16 protein-coding genes are annotated in these 15,523 nt (G+C 68.7%); 10 read left to right on the plus strand and 6 right to left on the minus strand.

Annotation, left to right across the window (positions count from 1 at the left end):
- Window positions 1-11 precede the first annotated feature (11 nt).
- The 3 genes from AB0M14_RS31285 to AB0M14_RS31295 are packed head-to-tail and all read left to right on the plus strand — an operon-like array spanning window position 12 to window position 3,728.
- Window positions 12-1,625, plus strand: coding sequence for a D-aminoacylase (locus AB0M14_RS31285; protein WP_365001413.1), 1,614 nt, complete (start codon window positions 12-14; stop codon window positions 1,623-1,625).
- Window positions 1,626-1,639: 14 nt separating this feature from the next.
- Window positions 1,640-2,248: a bifunctional 4-hydroxy-2-oxoglutarate aldolase/2-dehydro-3-deoxy-phosphogluconate aldolase gene (locus tag AB0M14_RS31290; protein WP_365002029.1), complete on the plus strand. Its 609-nt coding sequence runs from the start codon at window positions 1,640-1,642 to the stop codon at window positions 2,246-2,248.
- Between the two features lie 13 nt (window positions 2,249-2,261).
- Window positions 2,262-3,728 carry a gluconate:H+ symporter gene (locus AB0M14_RS31295; RefSeq protein ID WP_365001416.1) on the plus strand — a complete coding sequence of 489 codons (1,467 nt, stop codon included), beginning with the start codon at window positions 2,262-2,264 and terminating at the stop codon, window positions 3,726-3,728.
- A gap of 21 nt (window positions 3,729-3,749) precedes the next feature.
- On the opposite strand, the gene AB0M14_RS31300 is transcribed toward AB0M14_RS31295, so the two are convergent.
- Entirely contained in the window at window positions 3,750-5,198 is a 1,449-nt protein-coding gene (locus AB0M14_RS31300) for an FAD/NAD(P)-binding protein (RefSeq protein ID WP_365001419.1), read from the minus strand.
- 157 nt (window positions 5,199-5,355) lie between these two features.
- Between AB0M14_RS31300 and AB0M14_RS31305 the strand changes: the two genes are divergently transcribed.
- Together AB0M14_RS31305 and AB0M14_RS31310 are read left to right on the plus strand one after the other, a co-directional pair.
- The gene (locus AB0M14_RS31305) at window positions 5,356-6,468 is read left to right on the plus strand and encodes a helix-turn-helix transcriptional regulator (RefSeq protein WP_365001422.1); all 1,113 of its coding nucleotides are present in this window, start codon (window positions 5,356-5,358) and stop codon (window positions 6,466-6,468) included.
- 92 nt (window positions 6,469-6,560) lie between these two features.
- Window positions 6,561-7,379: a hypothetical protein gene (locus tag AB0M14_RS31310; protein WP_365001424.1), complete on the plus strand. Its 819-nt coding sequence runs from the start codon at window positions 6,561-6,563 to the stop codon at window positions 7,377-7,379.
- 7 nt (window positions 7,380-7,386) lie between these two features.
- On the opposite strand, the gene AB0M14_RS31315 is transcribed toward AB0M14_RS31310, so the two are convergent.
- The 4 genes from AB0M14_RS31315 to AB0M14_RS31330 all read right to left on the minus strand — a co-directional run bounded on the left by AB0M14_RS31315 (window position 7,387) and on the right by AB0M14_RS31330 (window position 10,889).
- Entirely contained in the window at window positions 7,387-8,589 is a 1,203-nt protein-coding gene (locus tag AB0M14_RS31315; RefSeq protein WP_365001427.1) for a cytochrome P450, read from the minus strand.
- 100 nt (window positions 8,590-8,689) lie between these two features.
- The gene (locus AB0M14_RS31320) at window positions 8,690-9,460 is read right to left on the minus strand and encodes a MerR family transcriptional regulator (protein WP_365001430.1); all 771 of its coding nucleotides are present in this window, start codon (window positions 9,458-9,460) and stop codon (window positions 8,690-8,692) included.
- The gene (locus tag AB0M14_RS31325) at window positions 9,457-10,260 is read right to left on the minus strand and encodes an alpha/beta hydrolase (RefSeq protein ID WP_365001433.1); all 804 of its coding nucleotides are present in this window, start codon (window positions 10,258-10,260) and stop codon (window positions 9,457-9,459) included. The genes AB0M14_RS31320 and AB0M14_RS31325 overlap by 4 nt, the downstream gene beginning before the upstream one ends.
- A 50-nt stretch (window positions 10,261-10,310) precedes the next feature.
- The gene (locus AB0M14_RS31330) at window positions 10,311-10,889 is read right to left on the minus strand and encodes a TetR/AcrR family transcriptional regulator (protein WP_365001436.1); all 579 of its coding nucleotides are present in this window, start codon (window positions 10,887-10,889) and stop codon (window positions 10,311-10,313) included.
- A 48-nt stretch (window positions 10,890-10,937) separates the two neighbouring features.
- Between AB0M14_RS31330 and AB0M14_RS31335 the strand changes: the two genes are divergently transcribed.
- Window positions 10,938-11,777 (plus strand): phytanoyl-CoA dioxygenase family protein, encoded by an 840-nt coding sequence (locus AB0M14_RS31335; protein ID WP_365001438.1) that lies wholly within the window; start codon window positions 10,938-10,940, stop codon window positions 11,775-11,777.
- A gap of 5 nt (window positions 11,778-11,782) precedes the next feature.
- Here the strand turns inward: AB0M14_RS31335 and AB0M14_RS31340 are convergent, their stop codons facing one another.
- Entirely contained in the window at window positions 11,783-12,379 is a 597-nt protein-coding gene (locus AB0M14_RS31340; RefSeq protein WP_365001441.1) for a nitroreductase family deazaflavin-dependent oxidoreductase, read from the minus strand.
- A gap of 201 nt (window positions 12,380-12,580) precedes the next feature.
- Between AB0M14_RS31340 and AB0M14_RS31345 the strand changes: the two genes are divergently transcribed.
- The 4 genes from AB0M14_RS31345 to AB0M14_RS31360 all read left to right on the plus strand — a co-directional run bounded on the left by AB0M14_RS31345 (window position 12,581) and on the right by AB0M14_RS31360 (window position 15,495).
- Complete coding sequence (locus AB0M14_RS31345) at window positions 12,581-13,180, plus strand: hypothetical protein (RefSeq protein WP_365001445.1); 600 nt, start codon at window positions 12,581-12,583, stop codon at window positions 13,178-13,180.
- Window positions 13,181-13,355: 175 nt separating this feature from the next.
- The gene (locus tag AB0M14_RS31350) at window positions 13,356-13,499 is read left to right on the plus strand and encodes a hypothetical protein (protein WP_365001448.1); all 144 of its coding nucleotides are present in this window, start codon (window positions 13,356-13,358) and stop codon (window positions 13,497-13,499) included.
- Between the two features lie 82 nt (window positions 13,500-13,581).
- Window positions 13,582-14,943 carry a M20/M25/M40 family metallo-hydrolase gene (locus tag AB0M14_RS31355; RefSeq protein WP_365001451.1) on the plus strand — a complete coding sequence of 454 codons (1,362 nt, stop codon included), beginning with the start codon at window positions 13,582-13,584 and terminating at the stop codon, window positions 14,941-14,943.
- Between the two features lie 24 nt (window positions 14,944-14,967).
- Window positions 14,968-15,495 carry a YbhB/YbcL family Raf kinase inhibitor-like protein gene (locus AB0M14_RS31360; protein WP_365001454.1) on the plus strand — a complete coding sequence of 176 codons (528 nt, stop codon included), beginning with the start codon at window positions 14,968-14,970 and terminating at the stop codon, window positions 15,493-15,495.
- Window positions 15,496-15,523 lie beyond the last annotated feature (28 nt).

Consider the following 15,523-nt stretch of genomic DNA (forward strand, 5'->3'; position numbering starts at 1 on the left):
GAGCAGGCGACATGACCGACTTGGTATTTCGAGACATCGACATCATCGACGGCACGGGCGCGCCCCGGTACCGCGGTGATGTCCTCATCGAGCGCGGGCGCATCGGCCGGATCGCCGCGCCCGGCGCGTACACCGGCGGCGCACCCGTCGCGGCGACCGCGCCCGGCGCGGTGCTCGCGCCCGGCTTCATCGACATGCACGCCCACTCGGATCTGCATCTGCTCACCGATCCGGGGCACTTCCCGAAGGTCAGCCAGGGCATCACCACCGAGGTGATCGGCCAGGACGGGCTGTCCTACGCCCCGATCGACGACCCGAGCCTCGCGGTGCTGCGCCGCCAGATCGCGGGCTGGAACGGGAATCCGGTGGAGCTGGACTTCTCCTGGCGCAGCGTCGGGCAATACCTGGACCGGCTGGATCAGGGCATCACCCCGAACGCCGCCTACCTGGTGCCGCAGGGCACGCTGCGGCTGCTGGTGGTCGGGAGCGAACAGCGCCCGGCGACGCTGCCGGAGATCCGCCGGATGCGGGAACTGCTCGCCCAGGGGCTCAGCGAGGGCGCGGTCGGCATGTCCAGCGGACTCACCTACACGCCCGGAATGTACGCCGACACCGGCGAATTGGCGGCGCTGTGCGAGGTGGTCGCCGAGTATGGCGGATACTTCGCGCCGCACACCCGCTCCTACGGCAAGGGCGCGCTCGAGGCGTACGCCGAGATGATCGAGCTGGCGCGCGGCACCGGCTGCGCCCTGCATCTCACCCACGCCACCATGAACTTCGGTGTGAACCGCGGTCGCGCGCCGGAATTCCTGGCGCTCATCGACGCCGCCCGCGCCGAGGGCTGCGACATCACCCTGGACACCTATCCGTATCTGCCCGGTTCGACCACCTTGTCGGCGCTGCTGCCGAGCTGGGCGATGTCCGGCGGTCCCGACGCCGCGCTGGAACGCCTCGACGATCCGGAGCAGCGGGCGCGGATCGCGTTGGACGTGAACGTGCACGGCTCCGACGGCTGTCACGGCGTCATCGTGGAATGGGAGACCATCCAGATCAGCGGCGTCGCGAACTCGGCGCTGGATCACTGTGTCGGCAAGACGGTCGAGCAGATCGCGGCCGAGGACGGCACGCCGCCGGTCGACGTGTTCTTCGATCTGCTGCGCCGCGACCAGCTGGCCACCACCATCCTGCAGCACGTGGGTCACGAGGAGAACGTGCGCGCGATCATGGCGCACCCGGGCCACATGGGCGGCAGCGACGCACTGCTCGTCGGTGATCGGCCGCACCCGCGCGCCTGGGGGACGTTCCCGCGCTACCTCGGCCATTATGTCCGCGATCTCGGCGTGCTCGGGCTCGAGGACTGCGTCAACCATCTGACCGGCCGGCCCGCGGCGCGGCTGCGGCTCAGCGATCGCGGCCACATCTTCCCCGGCTACGCCGCGGATCTGGTGCTGTTCGATCCGGCCACGATCACCGACACCGCGACCTTCGAGAACCCGAAGCAGCAGGCGGGCGGCATCCAGCACGTGCTGGTCAACGGCGAGTTCGTCATCCAGGACGGGAAACCGACCGGCGCGCTCGCCGGCGGGGCGCTGCGGATGAACGCCGCGCGAAAGGAGACAGTGTGAACGACACCGGCGCGATGGCGGTCATCCGGGCCGATCGTGTGCTCAGCGTGGTCCGCGCGCCCGAGATCCCGGATCCGGTCGCCCTCGCGGAAGCGCTGGCGCGCTCCGGGATTCGCGCGCTCGAGCTCACCTTCACGACTCCGGGTGTGCTCGGCTACCTGGCCGCGGCCGCCGCGGCCGAGGGTGCGGTGGTCGGCGTCGGGACGGTCCTGCACGGCGCACAAGCCGAGGCGGCCATCGACAGCGGCGCGCGATTCCTGGTGACCCCGGGTGTTCGCGCCGACGTCGCCGCGGTCGCGGCAGCCCGCGACATCCCGGTGATCATGGGCGCTTTCACGCCTACCGAGGTGCTCACCGCCCTCGATCTGGGGGCCGCCGCGGTCAAGATCTTTCCAGCCCGGGCCCTGGGCCCCGGCTACCTGAAAGATCTGCGCGGCCCCTTCCCCGACGTGGCGCTCATCCCTTCCGGGGGCGTCAACGCGGGCAACGCCGCGGAATTCCTCGCCGCCGGGGCCGTCGCGGTCACCGCCGGCACCGATGTCGTTGCCCCTTCCGACGTCGCCGCGGGCCGATGGTCCGACATCGCCACGCGCGCGGCGTCTTTCGTTCGATCCATGAATTGAGAGGTACCCGGTCATGACTGCCACTGTCGACTGGCTTCGCACTACCACCCCGGGGCTTCTGGTGCTCTGCGGTCTCGCGATCGCCGTGCTGCTGTTCGCCATCATCAAGGTCAAACTCGAACCGTTCATCGCGCTGCTGCTCACCGGTCTCGGGCTGGCGCTGGCCGCCGGCCTGCCGGTGTCCAAGATCGTCGGCACCGCGATCAAGGCCGGTGATTCACTGCTGGAGACCGGTTTCGGCGGCATTCTCGGCCACATCGCGGTCATCATCGGACTCGGGACCGTGCTCGGGGCGATCCTCGAGCAATCCGGTGGCGCGGACGTGCTGACCGGCAAACTCCTGAAGATCTTCGGCGAGAAGGGCGCTCCGGTGGCCATGGGCCTGCTCGGGCTCATCTTCGGCATCCCGGTCTTCTTCGATATCGGCATCTTCGTGCTGGCCCCGCTGATCTATGTCGCCGCCAAGCGCGGCGGGCGCTCGCTGGTGCTCTACGCGATGCCGATGCTGGCCGGTCTGTCGATGACGCACGCGTTCCTGCCGCCGCATCCCGGTCCGGTCGCGCTGGGTGGTCTGCTCGGCGTGAGCCTCGGCTGGCTGATCCTGATCGGATTCGTCTGCGGTATCCCGGGATTCATCGCCGCGGGTCTGGTCTGGGGCACCTACATCGGTAAGCGGGTCATCGTCGAGGTGCCCGACGAGTTCCTGGTGCGGGCCGATGGTTCGCGGGCCGGGGAGCCGAGCGTCAAGACCGGCGAAGGCCCCGGCACCGCGACGGACCCGGAGTCGGTCGGCACCTTGACCAAGGCGCCGTCGGTCGGGTTGATCGGCGGCATCATCGCGATCCCGCTGATCCTCATCCTGGGCGCCACCTTCGGAACCCAGCTGCTGGACAAGGATTCGCAGCTGCTGCAAGTGCTCACCTTCCTGGGCACGCCCGCCGTCGCCCTGCTGATCGCGGTGCTGATCGCGTTCTATGTGCTCGGCATCCGGCGCGGATCCAGCGTGCAGGAGCTCAGCACGCTGACCGCGGAATCGCTGCGGCCGGTCGGCATGCTGCTGCTGGTGGTCGGCGCGGGCGCGTTCTTCGGCAAGGTGATCTCGGCGACCGGCATCGGCACCGCCCTGGCCGACACCATGTCCGCCGCGGGCCTGCCCGTGATCGTGCTCGCCTACATCATCAGCTGTGGTCTGCGGATCGCCCAGGGCTCGGCCACCGTCGCCATCGTCACCACCGGCGGCATCGTCGCGCCGCTGGTCGCCGGGCACGACTATTCCCAGATGTCGATCGCGTTGATCGCGATGTCGATCGCGGCCGGTTCGATCATCCTCAGCCACGTCAACGACGGCGGCTTCTGGATCATCGCGAAGTACTTCAACCTCACCGTGAAGCAGACCTTGCAGACCTGGACGGTGCTCGAAACCGTGCTGTCGGTAGTGAGTTTCGCGGTCGCGGCGGTGCTGTTCGCGATCGTCAGCTAGACCGCTGCAGCGCCCGGGCGGTCAAGCCTCGGACAGGATGTGCGCCAATCGCTGAGCCTCGGCGGCCAGGCCGGGTGGGTTGGTCGCGATGAACATCGAATCCGCGGCCAGGTTGCCCAGGACATGCCAGGTCGGGTCGGGTCGGCCGTGGACCAGTGGGGCGCGGGTGTGCCGGTCGACCGTGAGACCGCCTGCTGGATGGAGTTCGGCGGCGCCCGCGGCCAGCAGCGCGCTGACCAGGGGGGCGGTGTCGGCCGGTGTTGTGTAGGCGGGGGGATTGACGGCGTTGAGGATTACGTCGGTGGTCCAGGTGGTGTCGTCGGAGATCGTGAAGCCGCCGCTGGGGCGGGCCGCGATCTTCGTGACGCCCGGGCGTAGGTGGAGTTGGCCGGAATCCAGCAGGCGCAGCACGATTCTCGCGTTGTGTGGCACCATCGGCGAGCTGAGGCTGTTGATGGTGCGGAAATGCTTTCCCCGCAGTAGGTTTCGTTCGGATTCGGGGAGCAGGGGCCAGGCGAGTGGGCCGATCACACGGATGGCCATGGCGAGCAGCCGGGTTCCGTGCAGTGGGGAATCGACCTCGGTCAGCTGGCGGCGCAGGCGGTCGGCGGGCGATTCGGATTCGGTGGCCAGGATCTCGGCGGCGAAAGCGTCGAAATCCTGGCCCAGTGCCGTGATTTCGGCGCGCATGAGGGCGACGAGACGGTCGAAGGTGAGGCCGTCGGTGGTGCGGATCGCGTCGGGCGTGAGGTGCCGCAGCTCCAGCCGGACCGGGCTTTTTTGCACGAATGGCAAGGTGCCACTGCGGGATACGAAGCTGATCGGGCCGGTGTGCCCCTTCGCCGTCAGGGCGGCGGCGATGTCGACGGCGGTGAGCCCACTGCCGATGACGCCGACGTGCGCGTCCGGCGCGATTCCGGCGAGTGTGTGCGCCAGCGGATAAGGCTCGTTCACGTACCCCGGTGCGCCGGTCAGCCCGTAATGGTCGTGCGGGCGGCCGTTGCCGACCGCCAGTACCGCGCGGTCCACCGGCACTCGGCCGCCGTCCTCGGTGTGCAGGATCGGGCCGACACCGTGGGAGAAGCCGGTGACGCGCGCGTTGACGACACTCACCTGCCAACCGGCACTGCGTAATGCGCCGATCGCGGCCCGCGCGGTGTCTTCGAGATAGTCGCCGTAGCGGGCCCGCGGCACCAGGATCTGGCCCAGCGCCTCGTCGCGATACCCCGCGACATCGGTCCGCGCCGCCAGCCACCGCTGATAGTGCTCCGGGTCTCCGGCGCGAATCGACATGATCATCGGCGGCGCGTTCACCCGCACCGCCTCGAGGTCCGGCTGATACGGGCGGCCACGCCACACCGCGGGCGAGCCGTCGAACACGGTGATGCGCCCTGGCTTTCCGCCTGCCGCCGCAATGGCATCGAGCAGTCCGACTCCGGCCGCTCCGGCACCGACGATTCCGATATGCATGACAACTCCTTCCGAGCACCGTGTGGTGCGTCGACCAGCGTCATCGCTTCGGGCCGCCGGTCCCATCCCCCGAATGGGGGAATTTGCCGGGCGGCGTGCGGGTTCCCCCTCATATGAGGGATGGCGGACACGCGGCGCACCGCGCAGGATCGCGAGCATGACCACGCCGACCCGCCACGCGGTCGAGGCCCTGCTGACCGGCATCGCGACCGCACCGGACCCGCACACGCTGTTCGCCGACGCCTCCACCCGGCTGCGCCGCCTCGCGCCCTTCGATGCCGCGGTGTGGGTGGCGACCGATCCGATCAACGGCTTGACCACCGCTCCGGTGCGCGTGGAGAACCTGCACGAGGGCGGCTGCGGAACCTATTGGGAATCGGAATTGCTCGCCGAGCACGTCAACCGATTCCGCGACCTGGCCCGAGCCCCGGTCCCGGTCGCGGGCCTGCGCGCGGTGACCGCGGGCGACCCGGGTCGCAGCCCGCTCTACCGGAACTTCATGCGCCCCCGGGGATTCGAGGACGAACTGCGCGCCGTCTTCCGGGTCGACGGCCAGCCCTGGGGTCAGCTCAGCCTGTTCCGGGCGCGCGGGCGCGCCGACTTCGACGCCGCCGATTTCGCCCTGGTCCAGGCATTGGGTACGCCGCTCGCCCAGCGGCTGCGCTCCTTCGTGCAGTCCGCGGCCACGCCGACACCCGAGGACACGCCCCGCGCACCGGGCATGCTGCTCTTCGACGCCGGTGGAAACCTGGTGTCGCTCAACGACGAAGCCCGGCATCTGCTCGACCAGATGCCGCCCGGCCCGACCACCAGCACCCCGCTCGGCATCGACATCCCGCTGCCGGTATGGATTCTCAGCACCGCCGGTCGCGCCCGGCTCACCGGCGGCAGCGCCCGCATCCGCATCCGCGCCGGTACCGGACACTGGCTGGTCTGCCACGCGTCCTGCCTGCGCGCCGCCGAAGGCAGCGGCGACTCGACCGCACTCGTCATCGAACCCGCGAAACCCTCCGAGGTCGCGGCCCTGGTGACCGCCGCCTTCGAATTGACCGGTCGCGAACTCGATGTCCTCGACCTCATCGCCCGCGGCCTCCCGACCCGCGACATCGCCGCCCAGTTGCACCTGTCCCCGCACACCGTCCGCGACCATGTGAAGGCCGTCTTCGACAAGGTCGGCGTCACCAGCCGCGGGGAACTGGTCGCGCGCCTCTTCACCGAATTCCAGCAACCGTTCGTCGCCCGCCACACCGTCCGCGTGGAACGAAACTAGACCGCTCAGCCCTGTTGTCAAAGCACTCTCGCAGGCTCGGGCACCGGCGCAAACTAGTTGTATCCCTTGATGAATCGGCGCTGGAGTCAGCCATGCTCGTGCTTACGGATCCCACCAAACCGGACGAAACCTTCGCTCAGAAAGACTTCTTGCAGGGGGCGAAGATGCTCGCCGGCCGTGTCGATCCGCCCACCGGATCGGCCGGCACGCTGCACAAGCTGCTCACGGCCATCGTGCAGGTCGCGATCGAGGACCACGACAACACCTTCACCGAAGCCGATATCGCCTACGCCTACCAGAAACTGCTCCGGCTCGCCAAAGCCCGGGCGCTGAAGTGGGAGGCAGACGCGGCCGCATGCCAGAAGTTCCTGGAGGACAAGGACAACGGTAAACACGCGAGCTCGCTTCTCCGAGCCCAGAAAGCGCAGGACAGCCAGCTGGACAAACTCGATCATGCCGACTTCGTCGTCTTCACCCGGGGCACCGACCCGACGCAGGCCCTCAACATCATGACCTACGAGACCTTCGGCGGCGTCTGGCCCGGCCCGGCTCGCGCCGACAAACCCTCCGAATCGGACGCGGGCGTGCAGACCGGCCTCGGCGTCAAGGTGACCTCGAAGGGGCGACTCGAAGAGTGGTCCCTCGGCACCCTGGATGGATTCTCCACCGGCGGATTCATGCTCATCGCGGTCGCGAAGCCGAGCCAGGTGTCGTTGCCGCCGGTCAAGGTCCGCGGTTCCGGCGAGCGCGGCGTCTGCGGCTTCGCCGACCAGCGCCTGCTCGGCGTCGCCATCCTGCGCGCCGGCCCGAAGTCTCCGACCCCGCCCCTGGAACGCGCGATCGAGGGGTTGCTGAAACAAGGCAAAGACAACGCCACGAGCGCCCTGCGCGAAGCCACCCTGCGCCGCTGAGCGGCGGTTACCAGGCCACCGGAAGGGCTTTCGGCCCGCGGACGAGCAGGCCGGTCTTCCACGGGACGTCCGCGAGCGGGACCGCCAGGCGCAGGCCGGGGAACCTGCGGAGCAGGGCGGCGACGGCGACCTGGAGTTCGAGGCGGGCCAGCTGCGCGCCGACGCAGTGGTGGGCGCCGTGACCGAAAGCCATGTGCGGGTTGCCGACCCGGGTGAGGTCCAGGTCTTCGGGGGCGGTGAAAACGGATTCGTCGCGGTTGGCGGCCTGCGTATTGACGAACACCGCCTCGCCCGCCCGGACCGTGACGCCGCTGAGCGTCACGTCCTCGGTGGCGATCCGGGCGAACGCGCCGCCGGAGCCGAGCTGGACGTGGCGCAGCAGTTCCTCGACCGCGCCCGGCACCAGGTCCGGATCGTCGCGCAGCAGCTCCCAGTGGCCGGGCTCGGTGAGCAGGACGTAGGTGAAGTTGGCGATCTGGTTGGCGGTGGTTTCGTGCCCGGCGACGAGCAGGCCGATACCCAGGTTGACCAGCTCGGTTTCGCTGAGCCGATCGTCGTTGTCGCGGGCGGCGACCAGCGCGCCCAGCAGGTCGTCGGCAGGTTCGGCGCGCCGCTCGGCGATCAGCTCGGCCAGATAGGTTTCCAGCTCGACGCGCGCGGCCCCGATCTGCGCCCGGGTGTAGGCGGTGGTGGACAGGATCGCGTCGGAGAAGTCCCGGAACCGATGCTGGTGTTCGGTGGGTACGCCGAGCATTTCGCAGATCAGCGTCACCGGCAACGGCAGCGCGAGCTGACGCACGATGTCCGCGGGCGGCCCGGCCGCTTCGAGGGCGTCGAGATGGTCGTCCACGATCTGCTGTGCGCGCGGGCGCCATTGCTCGACCCGGCGGCTGGTGAACGCCTTGGCGACCAGCTTGCGCAGCCGGGTGTGCTCCGGGGGATCCATGCTGAGCAGCGAATCTCCGCGCGGCGGTTCAGGTGTCGCGCGGGGGAGGTCCTCGCGATCGACCGTCGCCGCCCGGCTGAAGCGGGGATCCGCCAGCACCAGCCGCACATCGTCGTACCGGGTGACCAGCCAGCCTTCCCCGCCGTACGGAAGCCGGATCCGCGCCACCGGCTCCTCGCGTCGCAATCGCGCCAGCAGCGGATGCATGTCCAGGCGGACCGGTTCGCCGAAGGGATAGGGGCGAACCTCGAAATCGGTGGTCATCACGCGCTCCCTTCCCGGAGTCGAGCGAGGCACAGCACAGACGAAATCGTTTCCCTAGCTAAGTTAAACCGCGCGCCCGCTGCCCGTCAACGAGCTGGGCTCAATCGCCTGCTGCCCGTTGGATTTTCGTCCAGCCGGTCCAGCCGCGGTCGTGCAGGAGGGCGATGAGGTGGCGGGCCGAGGGCCAGGTTTCGGTGGCGAGGGTGTCGAGGAGGCTGGCCAGGGCGGGGTCGATGTCGCCGCCGAGGTAGTCGTCGCCGTGGGTGGCGGCCAGGTGGGTGAGGTAGGCGGCGGTCTTGTCGGCCAGGGTGGTGAGGGTGGAGGTGTTGTCGGGCTCGTTGATGGCCTGGGTGAGGGTGCGATAGAAGTCGATCAATTGGGGGTGGGCGATTTGTTCGCGTTTGCGGGCAATCAGGTCCGGGATGCGGTCTGGCGTGCGGGCGGCGAGGGGGATCCAGCCGTCGCGTTCGACTTCGATGATGCGTTCGTCGATGCCGAGGGCGCGGAGGTGGTCGAGGAACTCGACGACTTCTGGTGGGAGGGCGAGGCTTTCGCCGGCGGCCAGGCGGGCGATGCGTGCGCGGTGCTGCCGGCGTTCCTCGATTTCGGCGCACAGGCGGTTGTCGATCTCGGCGATCGCCGCGGCGAAGTCCGGCGCGTCGGCTCGGAGTAGCTCGCGGACGCGGGCGAGGGGGACCCCGGCGGCGGCGAGGGTTCGGATGCGGATCAGTTCGACTACGGCGGCCGCGTGGTAGCGCCGGTAGCCGGAGTGGTCGCGTTCCGGTTCCGGCAGTAGGCCTTTGGCGTGATAGTGCCGGATCGCGCGCACCGTTACCCCGGCGTAGGACGCGAGTTCGCCGATGGTCATCATGAGGCCAGTCTTCCTATTCGCTCTCGGATGATCCCGGCAACCTCCGGAGCGTGCGTGACGACGAGCCCGTGGCCCGCTTCGACCCAGTGGGTGGCGATGCGCGGCTGGTCCCGGATCAGCCGGTCGACGCCGGCCCGCCACAGGTGATTGTGCCGTGGTGTCCGGCCTTCGGTGCTGTCACCGGCCATCGCCGTCGACATGATCATGCCGATCGGGCAGTCGATCGCCCGATATCGATCGAGCAGCTGGGATCTGATCCCGTCCAACTCGATGTTGAGATCCAGGACTTCCGCGGGTGTGAGCAGCATTTGGCGCGGCGTGCCCGCGGCGGCCTGATGCCAGGTCGCCAGCGTTTCCCACATCGCGCGGAACTCCGGCAGATCGATCTCGGTGATGAAGGGTTCGGGCAAAGGATTGGCCCCATCGATGACGATCAACTCCGCGACGGACCCGGGATGCTCGGCTGCGTGGTGGACGATCAGGTCGGCGCCATAGGAATGACCCGCCAGCACGGGCTGCTCGAACCCGTCGAGTTCCGCCAGCACCGCGCCGAGATCACCGAGGAACGCCTCGAAGCCGTACCGCGCACCGGCGGAGGAGAGACCGTGCCCCCGTAGGTCGAAGGACACCACCTCGAAGTCCCGCCGCAGCAATCCGATGAGCTCGGCCACTTCGGCCTGACTCGAGGTCAGTCCGGGACACAGCAGCAGCGGACGCCCCGCCCCGCCCCGGGATACCGGGATGGTCACCCCGTCGTGGTGCACCGTGAACTGCCGGACCGCATGTCGTTTCGTACTCATGCCCGCATCCTCCGGCCCTTCCCCTGCGTCAGGGTCAAGCGCCGGCGCGATCAGCGGATGGTGAGCGCCCCCGCGATGACATCCCAGAGCCGGGCGGCCGCGTCCTCGGTGCTGGGACGCGGGTTGCGGCGCAGCTGATCGGCGATCCCGTAGCGGAGGGCGCCGATGATGCAGGCTCCGGCCAATTCGGCGTCGATGCCGGGAGAGATGTCGCCGTCCAGCTGGCCCTGCCGGATATTGCGGCCCGCCGCGCCGGCGAGGCGATCCAGGGTGCCGGATTCGAGTTCGGCCAGCTCCGGCTCCCGGACGATGCGGGTCAGCAGCAGTTCGGCCAGCGGATCGGCGAAGTGGTACTCGACGAAGTGGTGGGTGCGCACCCGCTCGCGTTCGCCCCAGTGCACGCCGGCGGGCAGGGTGTCGTCGGCGATCGCCGCGACCAGGCCCGCGTGGAACTGCTCGTACACCGCTACCAGGAGACCGGCTTTAGAGCCGAAGTGGTGGTAGAGGGCGCCGGTGCTGAGCCCGGAGCGGCGTTTGAGCGAGTGCAGATCGACCTGGCCGTTGCCCGCCAGGAGTTCGGCGCGGGCGGCGTCGAGCAACTGTTGACGTCCCACGGGTGCGCGTGCCACAGTCGGAAGAATAACAGAACTCAGTTATGTTTTGGATCGGAGGGCGTCATGGGCGCCGAGGTTTCATCCGTCGTCGATCTGGCCGGGGACCTGGCCGGTAAGTATCGGCGCACCGAAAGTAGCGGCGGCACAGTGGATCCGGCAGTGGTCGCGGCCGACCTGGCCGCCGTCCGCCGCGACGGCTACGTGATTCTGGAGAATCTGCTGACCCCGGAGCAGTTGCGGGAGATCCGGCGCGAGGTGCAGCCGATCCTGGATCGCACCGGCCGCAACAACTTCGAAGGTCACGCCACCCAGCGGATCTACAGCGTGCTGAACAAGACCCGCAGCTGCGATCGCATCGTCGATCATCCGCGGGTGCTGGCGCTGCTGGACCAGTTGTTCCTGCCGAACTATCTGCTGTCGATGCTCCAGGTGATCAACATCCTGCCGGGGGAGTCCGCGCAGATGCTGCACACCGATGACGGCTTCTATCCGCTGCCGCGCCCGCGGCCGGCGCTGGGCGCCGCGACCATCTGGGCGATAGACGATTTCACGGCCGACAACGGGGCCACCGATATCGTCGCGGGCAGCCACGAATGGGGCAATCACCTGCCGCCGGCCGATGCGCGGCGCGTCCCGGTGGTGATGCCGGCCGGGTCGTGCGTCTTCTTCGTCGGCACCCTCTGGCACGGCGGCGGCGCGAACCGCTCGGCCGACCCGCGCCTGGCGCTCACCGCCCAGTACTGCGAACCGTGGCTGCGCCCGCAGGAAGCCTTCACCCTGTCCACGCCGCGCGAGGTGGTCCGCGCCGTCAGCGAGGACATCCGGCGCATGCTGGGCTACAGCATCCATCCGCCGTTCATCGGCCAGGTGGACGGCATGCATCCGAAGCGGCTGCTGGAGTAAGGGATTCAGCCGGGCGGCGTCCGGTCGCTGAACGGCCAGCGGCGTCGGCCGGCCGACGCGCCGAGGTCGACGGCGAAGACGACTCCGCCGTCGAACCATGCCCGGTGCAGCTCCCGGACTCGGTCCCGGGTCGGGCGGCCGCGCCGGTGAAAGGCGTTCTCGACGAAGTCGAACGGATGGACGCGCTCGCACAGCGCGGCGTAGGCGGCAGGGTGCTCATCCGCGCGCAACTCCCGGGCGACGCCTTCGAACACGCCGCCGGTCAGTTGCAACCGCACTGCTGGTTGGGCACGAAGGTTCTTGTACCACAGGGCATGTGCACCGCCGATGGAGACGACATAGGCGATGTCACCGGCGCGGGCCGCCTTGACCGGCGTGTGCCGGGCTTTGCCGCTGCGGCGTCCGGTCGTGGTCAGCACGCCGACGCCGGCCGGCAGCCAGAGCAGGAACCACGGCATATGCACCGCGTGCAAGGTGCGCGAGAAGACCCGGGCGGCCCGCGGGCTCGGCGTCCGCCCCGCCCGCCGGAACCGCTCGGGCACATATCGGCCGTCCTCGTATTTCAGTGCGTCGGGAATCGGTTCCCGCACATGGTCGTCCATCGCGCCGCCCTCCCTGCGATCGAACTCTCCCAATATGGCAGTGCGCGGAACCGGCGGCAAGGGGTGACGGCACGAAATAGCTGGAATATTAATGGGAGTTTTTAGCGCAAATCGGAAACGCCGCAATTTTGTATGCCGGATTCAGCGAGCACTTTCTATTAGCATTCGTCACCGGATCGAACCAACCAGTAAAGGAGTGGTATGCGCATCGCAGGACTGTTCGCAATAACTGGAGTTCTCGCCGCCGCGACGGCGGGTTTCGTGGTCGCTCCCGCGGCCCAGGCCGCGTCGGAATGCTCGGCCGCGCTGACGGCGGAAGATTATGTGGGTACCTGGACCGGGAAGGCCGAGGACGGTGAAATCGTCCAGCTGGTCGTGGCCGACGCCGCGGGCAACATGTCCGCGCTCGAGGCGCGGGAAGGGTTCTCCCCGTTCAGCGGATCCGCGATTGTCCACATCGACGCCAGTACCGGAAAGCCGGCGGCCATCGCGGTCACCAATATCCTCCCGGGCGCCGCGGCCGGTACCTACAACGTCGAATCGGTGGCTTGCGACGCCGAAGGCGCGCCCGAGATGATGCAGGTCCTCAGCACCGTCGGTGAGGAAAAGTCCGTGGAGCTCAGGAAGTCTCCGCTGCTCGCGCCCGAGGTGTCGAAGGGATCCGGGGCGTCGCAGGAGTCCGGGGCCTCGCAGGAGTCCGGAACGTCGCAGGAGTCCGGAACGTCGCAGGAGTCCGGGGCGTCGCAGGAAACCCCGGTCGCGCCGAGCTCTCGAATGAATTCCGGCAGCGCCGGAAACTAGGCCCCCGCGCGCACAGTGCGGTCCGAGGCCCCCGATTCCGCCAGATCGGGGGCCTTGCGCATTTCCCGGACGATATCGAGTCGAAGCCGGGAAACGCCGCGATCATCCCCGATATTCAGCACTCGCCGTCCTACCATTCCCGCCAGGATTACGACAATCACCGAAAAGGAGTGGCATGCGTTACGCACGGATGTTCGCGATTACTGGTGTGGTTTCGGTTCTGATGACGGCAATCGGCCTAGCGCTGGCCGAAGCGGAAGCCGCGCCTATCGCCGAGGAGATCTGCCCGGTCGGCATCGTCTGCCCGCAGTACGAGTAAGCGAGAGTTTCGCTCGATCTGATCGGAACTCCACCCGCGGTCCTGCCTGCGCCGCCCGCGCCGCGGATGGTAGGAAAGGGGCGTGTCCGCAAACGGTGAACGTCCCGATCCCAACGGCAGGTCTCGCGCGGTAGCCGAGGTGGTGGAGCTGGTCAGCGCGCTGATCAGATTCGACACCTCCAACACCGGCGAGCTGGCAACCACCAAGGGCGAGCGCGAGTGTGCGCAGTGGGTGGCCGACCAGCTGCATCAGGTGGGCTACACCACCGAGTACGTGGAGTCCGGGCAGCCGGGGCGCGGAAACGTGTTCGCGCGCTTGCGCGGCGCCGATTCCAGCCGCGGCGCGCTGCTCATGCACGGCCACCTGGACGTGGTGCCCGCCGAAGCCTCCGACTGGAGCGTGCACCCGTTCTCCGGCGCGGTCCGCGACGGCTATGTCTGGGGCCGCGGCGCGATCGATATGAAGGACATGGTCGGCATGATGCTGGCCCTGGCCCGCCAGTTCAAGGCCGAGGGCACCGTCCCGCCGCGCGATATCGTCTTCGCGTTCCTCGCCGATGAGGAGGCCGGCGGCAAGTGGGGCTCGCAGTGGCTGGTCGACAACCGGCCCGACCTGTTCGAGGGCGTCACCGAGGCCGTCGGGGAGGTCGGCGGATTCTCCCTGACCGTCCCGCGCCCGGACGGCACCGAGCGCCGCCTGTACCTGGTGGAGACCGCCGAGAAGGGCCTGGGCTGGATGCGGTTGCGCGCCAAGGCCCGGGCCGGGCACGGCTCGTTCCTGCACGAGGACAACGCGGTCACCATTCTCGCCGACGCGGTCGCCCGGCTCGGCAAACACACCTTCCCGCTGGTGCTCTCGGATTCGGTGGCCGAGTTCCTGGCCGCGGTCGCCGAGGAGACGGGTCTGCAATTCGATCCGCACAGCCCCGACATCGAGGGTCAGCTCGCCAAACTCGGCACCATCTCCCGGATCATCGGGGCCACCCTGCGCGACACCGCCAACCCGACCATGCTCAACGCCGGGTACAAGGCCAATGTGATCCCGCAGACCGCCGAAGCGGTGGTCGACTGCCGGGTGGTGCCGGGCCGCCAGGCCGAGTTCGAGCGCGAGGTCGACGAGCTCATCGGCCCCGACGTGGAACGTGAGTGGATCACCAAACTCGATTCCTACGAAACCACTTTCGACGGCCATCTGGTCGACGCCATGAACGACGCCATCCTGGCGCACGATCCGCAGGGCCGCACCGTGCCGTACATGCTCTCCGGCGGCACCGACGCGAAAGCGTTCGCCCGCTTGGGCATTCGCTGCTTCGGGTTCGCGCCGCTGCAACTGCCGCCGGACCTGGACTTCAGCGCCCTGTTCCACGGCGTGGACGAACGAGTTCCGGTGGAGGCGCTCGAATTCGGCACCCGGGTACTGGAACACTTCCTGTTGCACAGCTGATCTCATCGAAGTAGAAGGGGAACCATGAGCTACAACCCGTATGACGCGCTCCCGCAGGTACCGAGCTTCACCGTCACCTCCGCCGATATCGAGGAGGGCCAGACCCTGGGCAACGATCAGGTCAGCGATGTCCTGGGCGCCGGCGGCAAGGACATCTCCCCCCAGCTGTCCTGGTCCGGATTCCCCGCGGAGACAAAGAGTTTCGCGGTCACCGTGTACGACCCGGACGCGCCGACCGCGTCCGGTTTCTGGCATTGGGCGGCGGCAAACATTCCGGTGACCACCACCTCGCTGCCGACCGGCGCGGGCAGCAAGGGCGGCAGCCTGCCCGCGGGCGCGCTCAACCTGCGCAACGACGCCGGTTTCCCCGGGTTCGTCGGCGCGGCCCCGCCGCAGGGGCACGGCCCGCACCGCTACTTCGTCGTGGTGCACGCCGTCGACGTGGAACAGCTGGACATCGACGAGAACGTCGCGCCCGCGGTGCTCGGCTTCAACCTGTTCTTCCACACCCTCGGCCGCGCCACCCTGATCGGCACGTACGAGATCCAGTAGCGCTGCAACGACAGTGGCCCCGGGCGAA

The sequence above is a fragment of the Nocardia sp. NPDC051832 genome (assembly GCF_040681285.1).
Lineage (GTDB): Bacteria > Actinomycetota > Actinomycetes > Mycobacteriales > Mycobacteriaceae > Nocardia.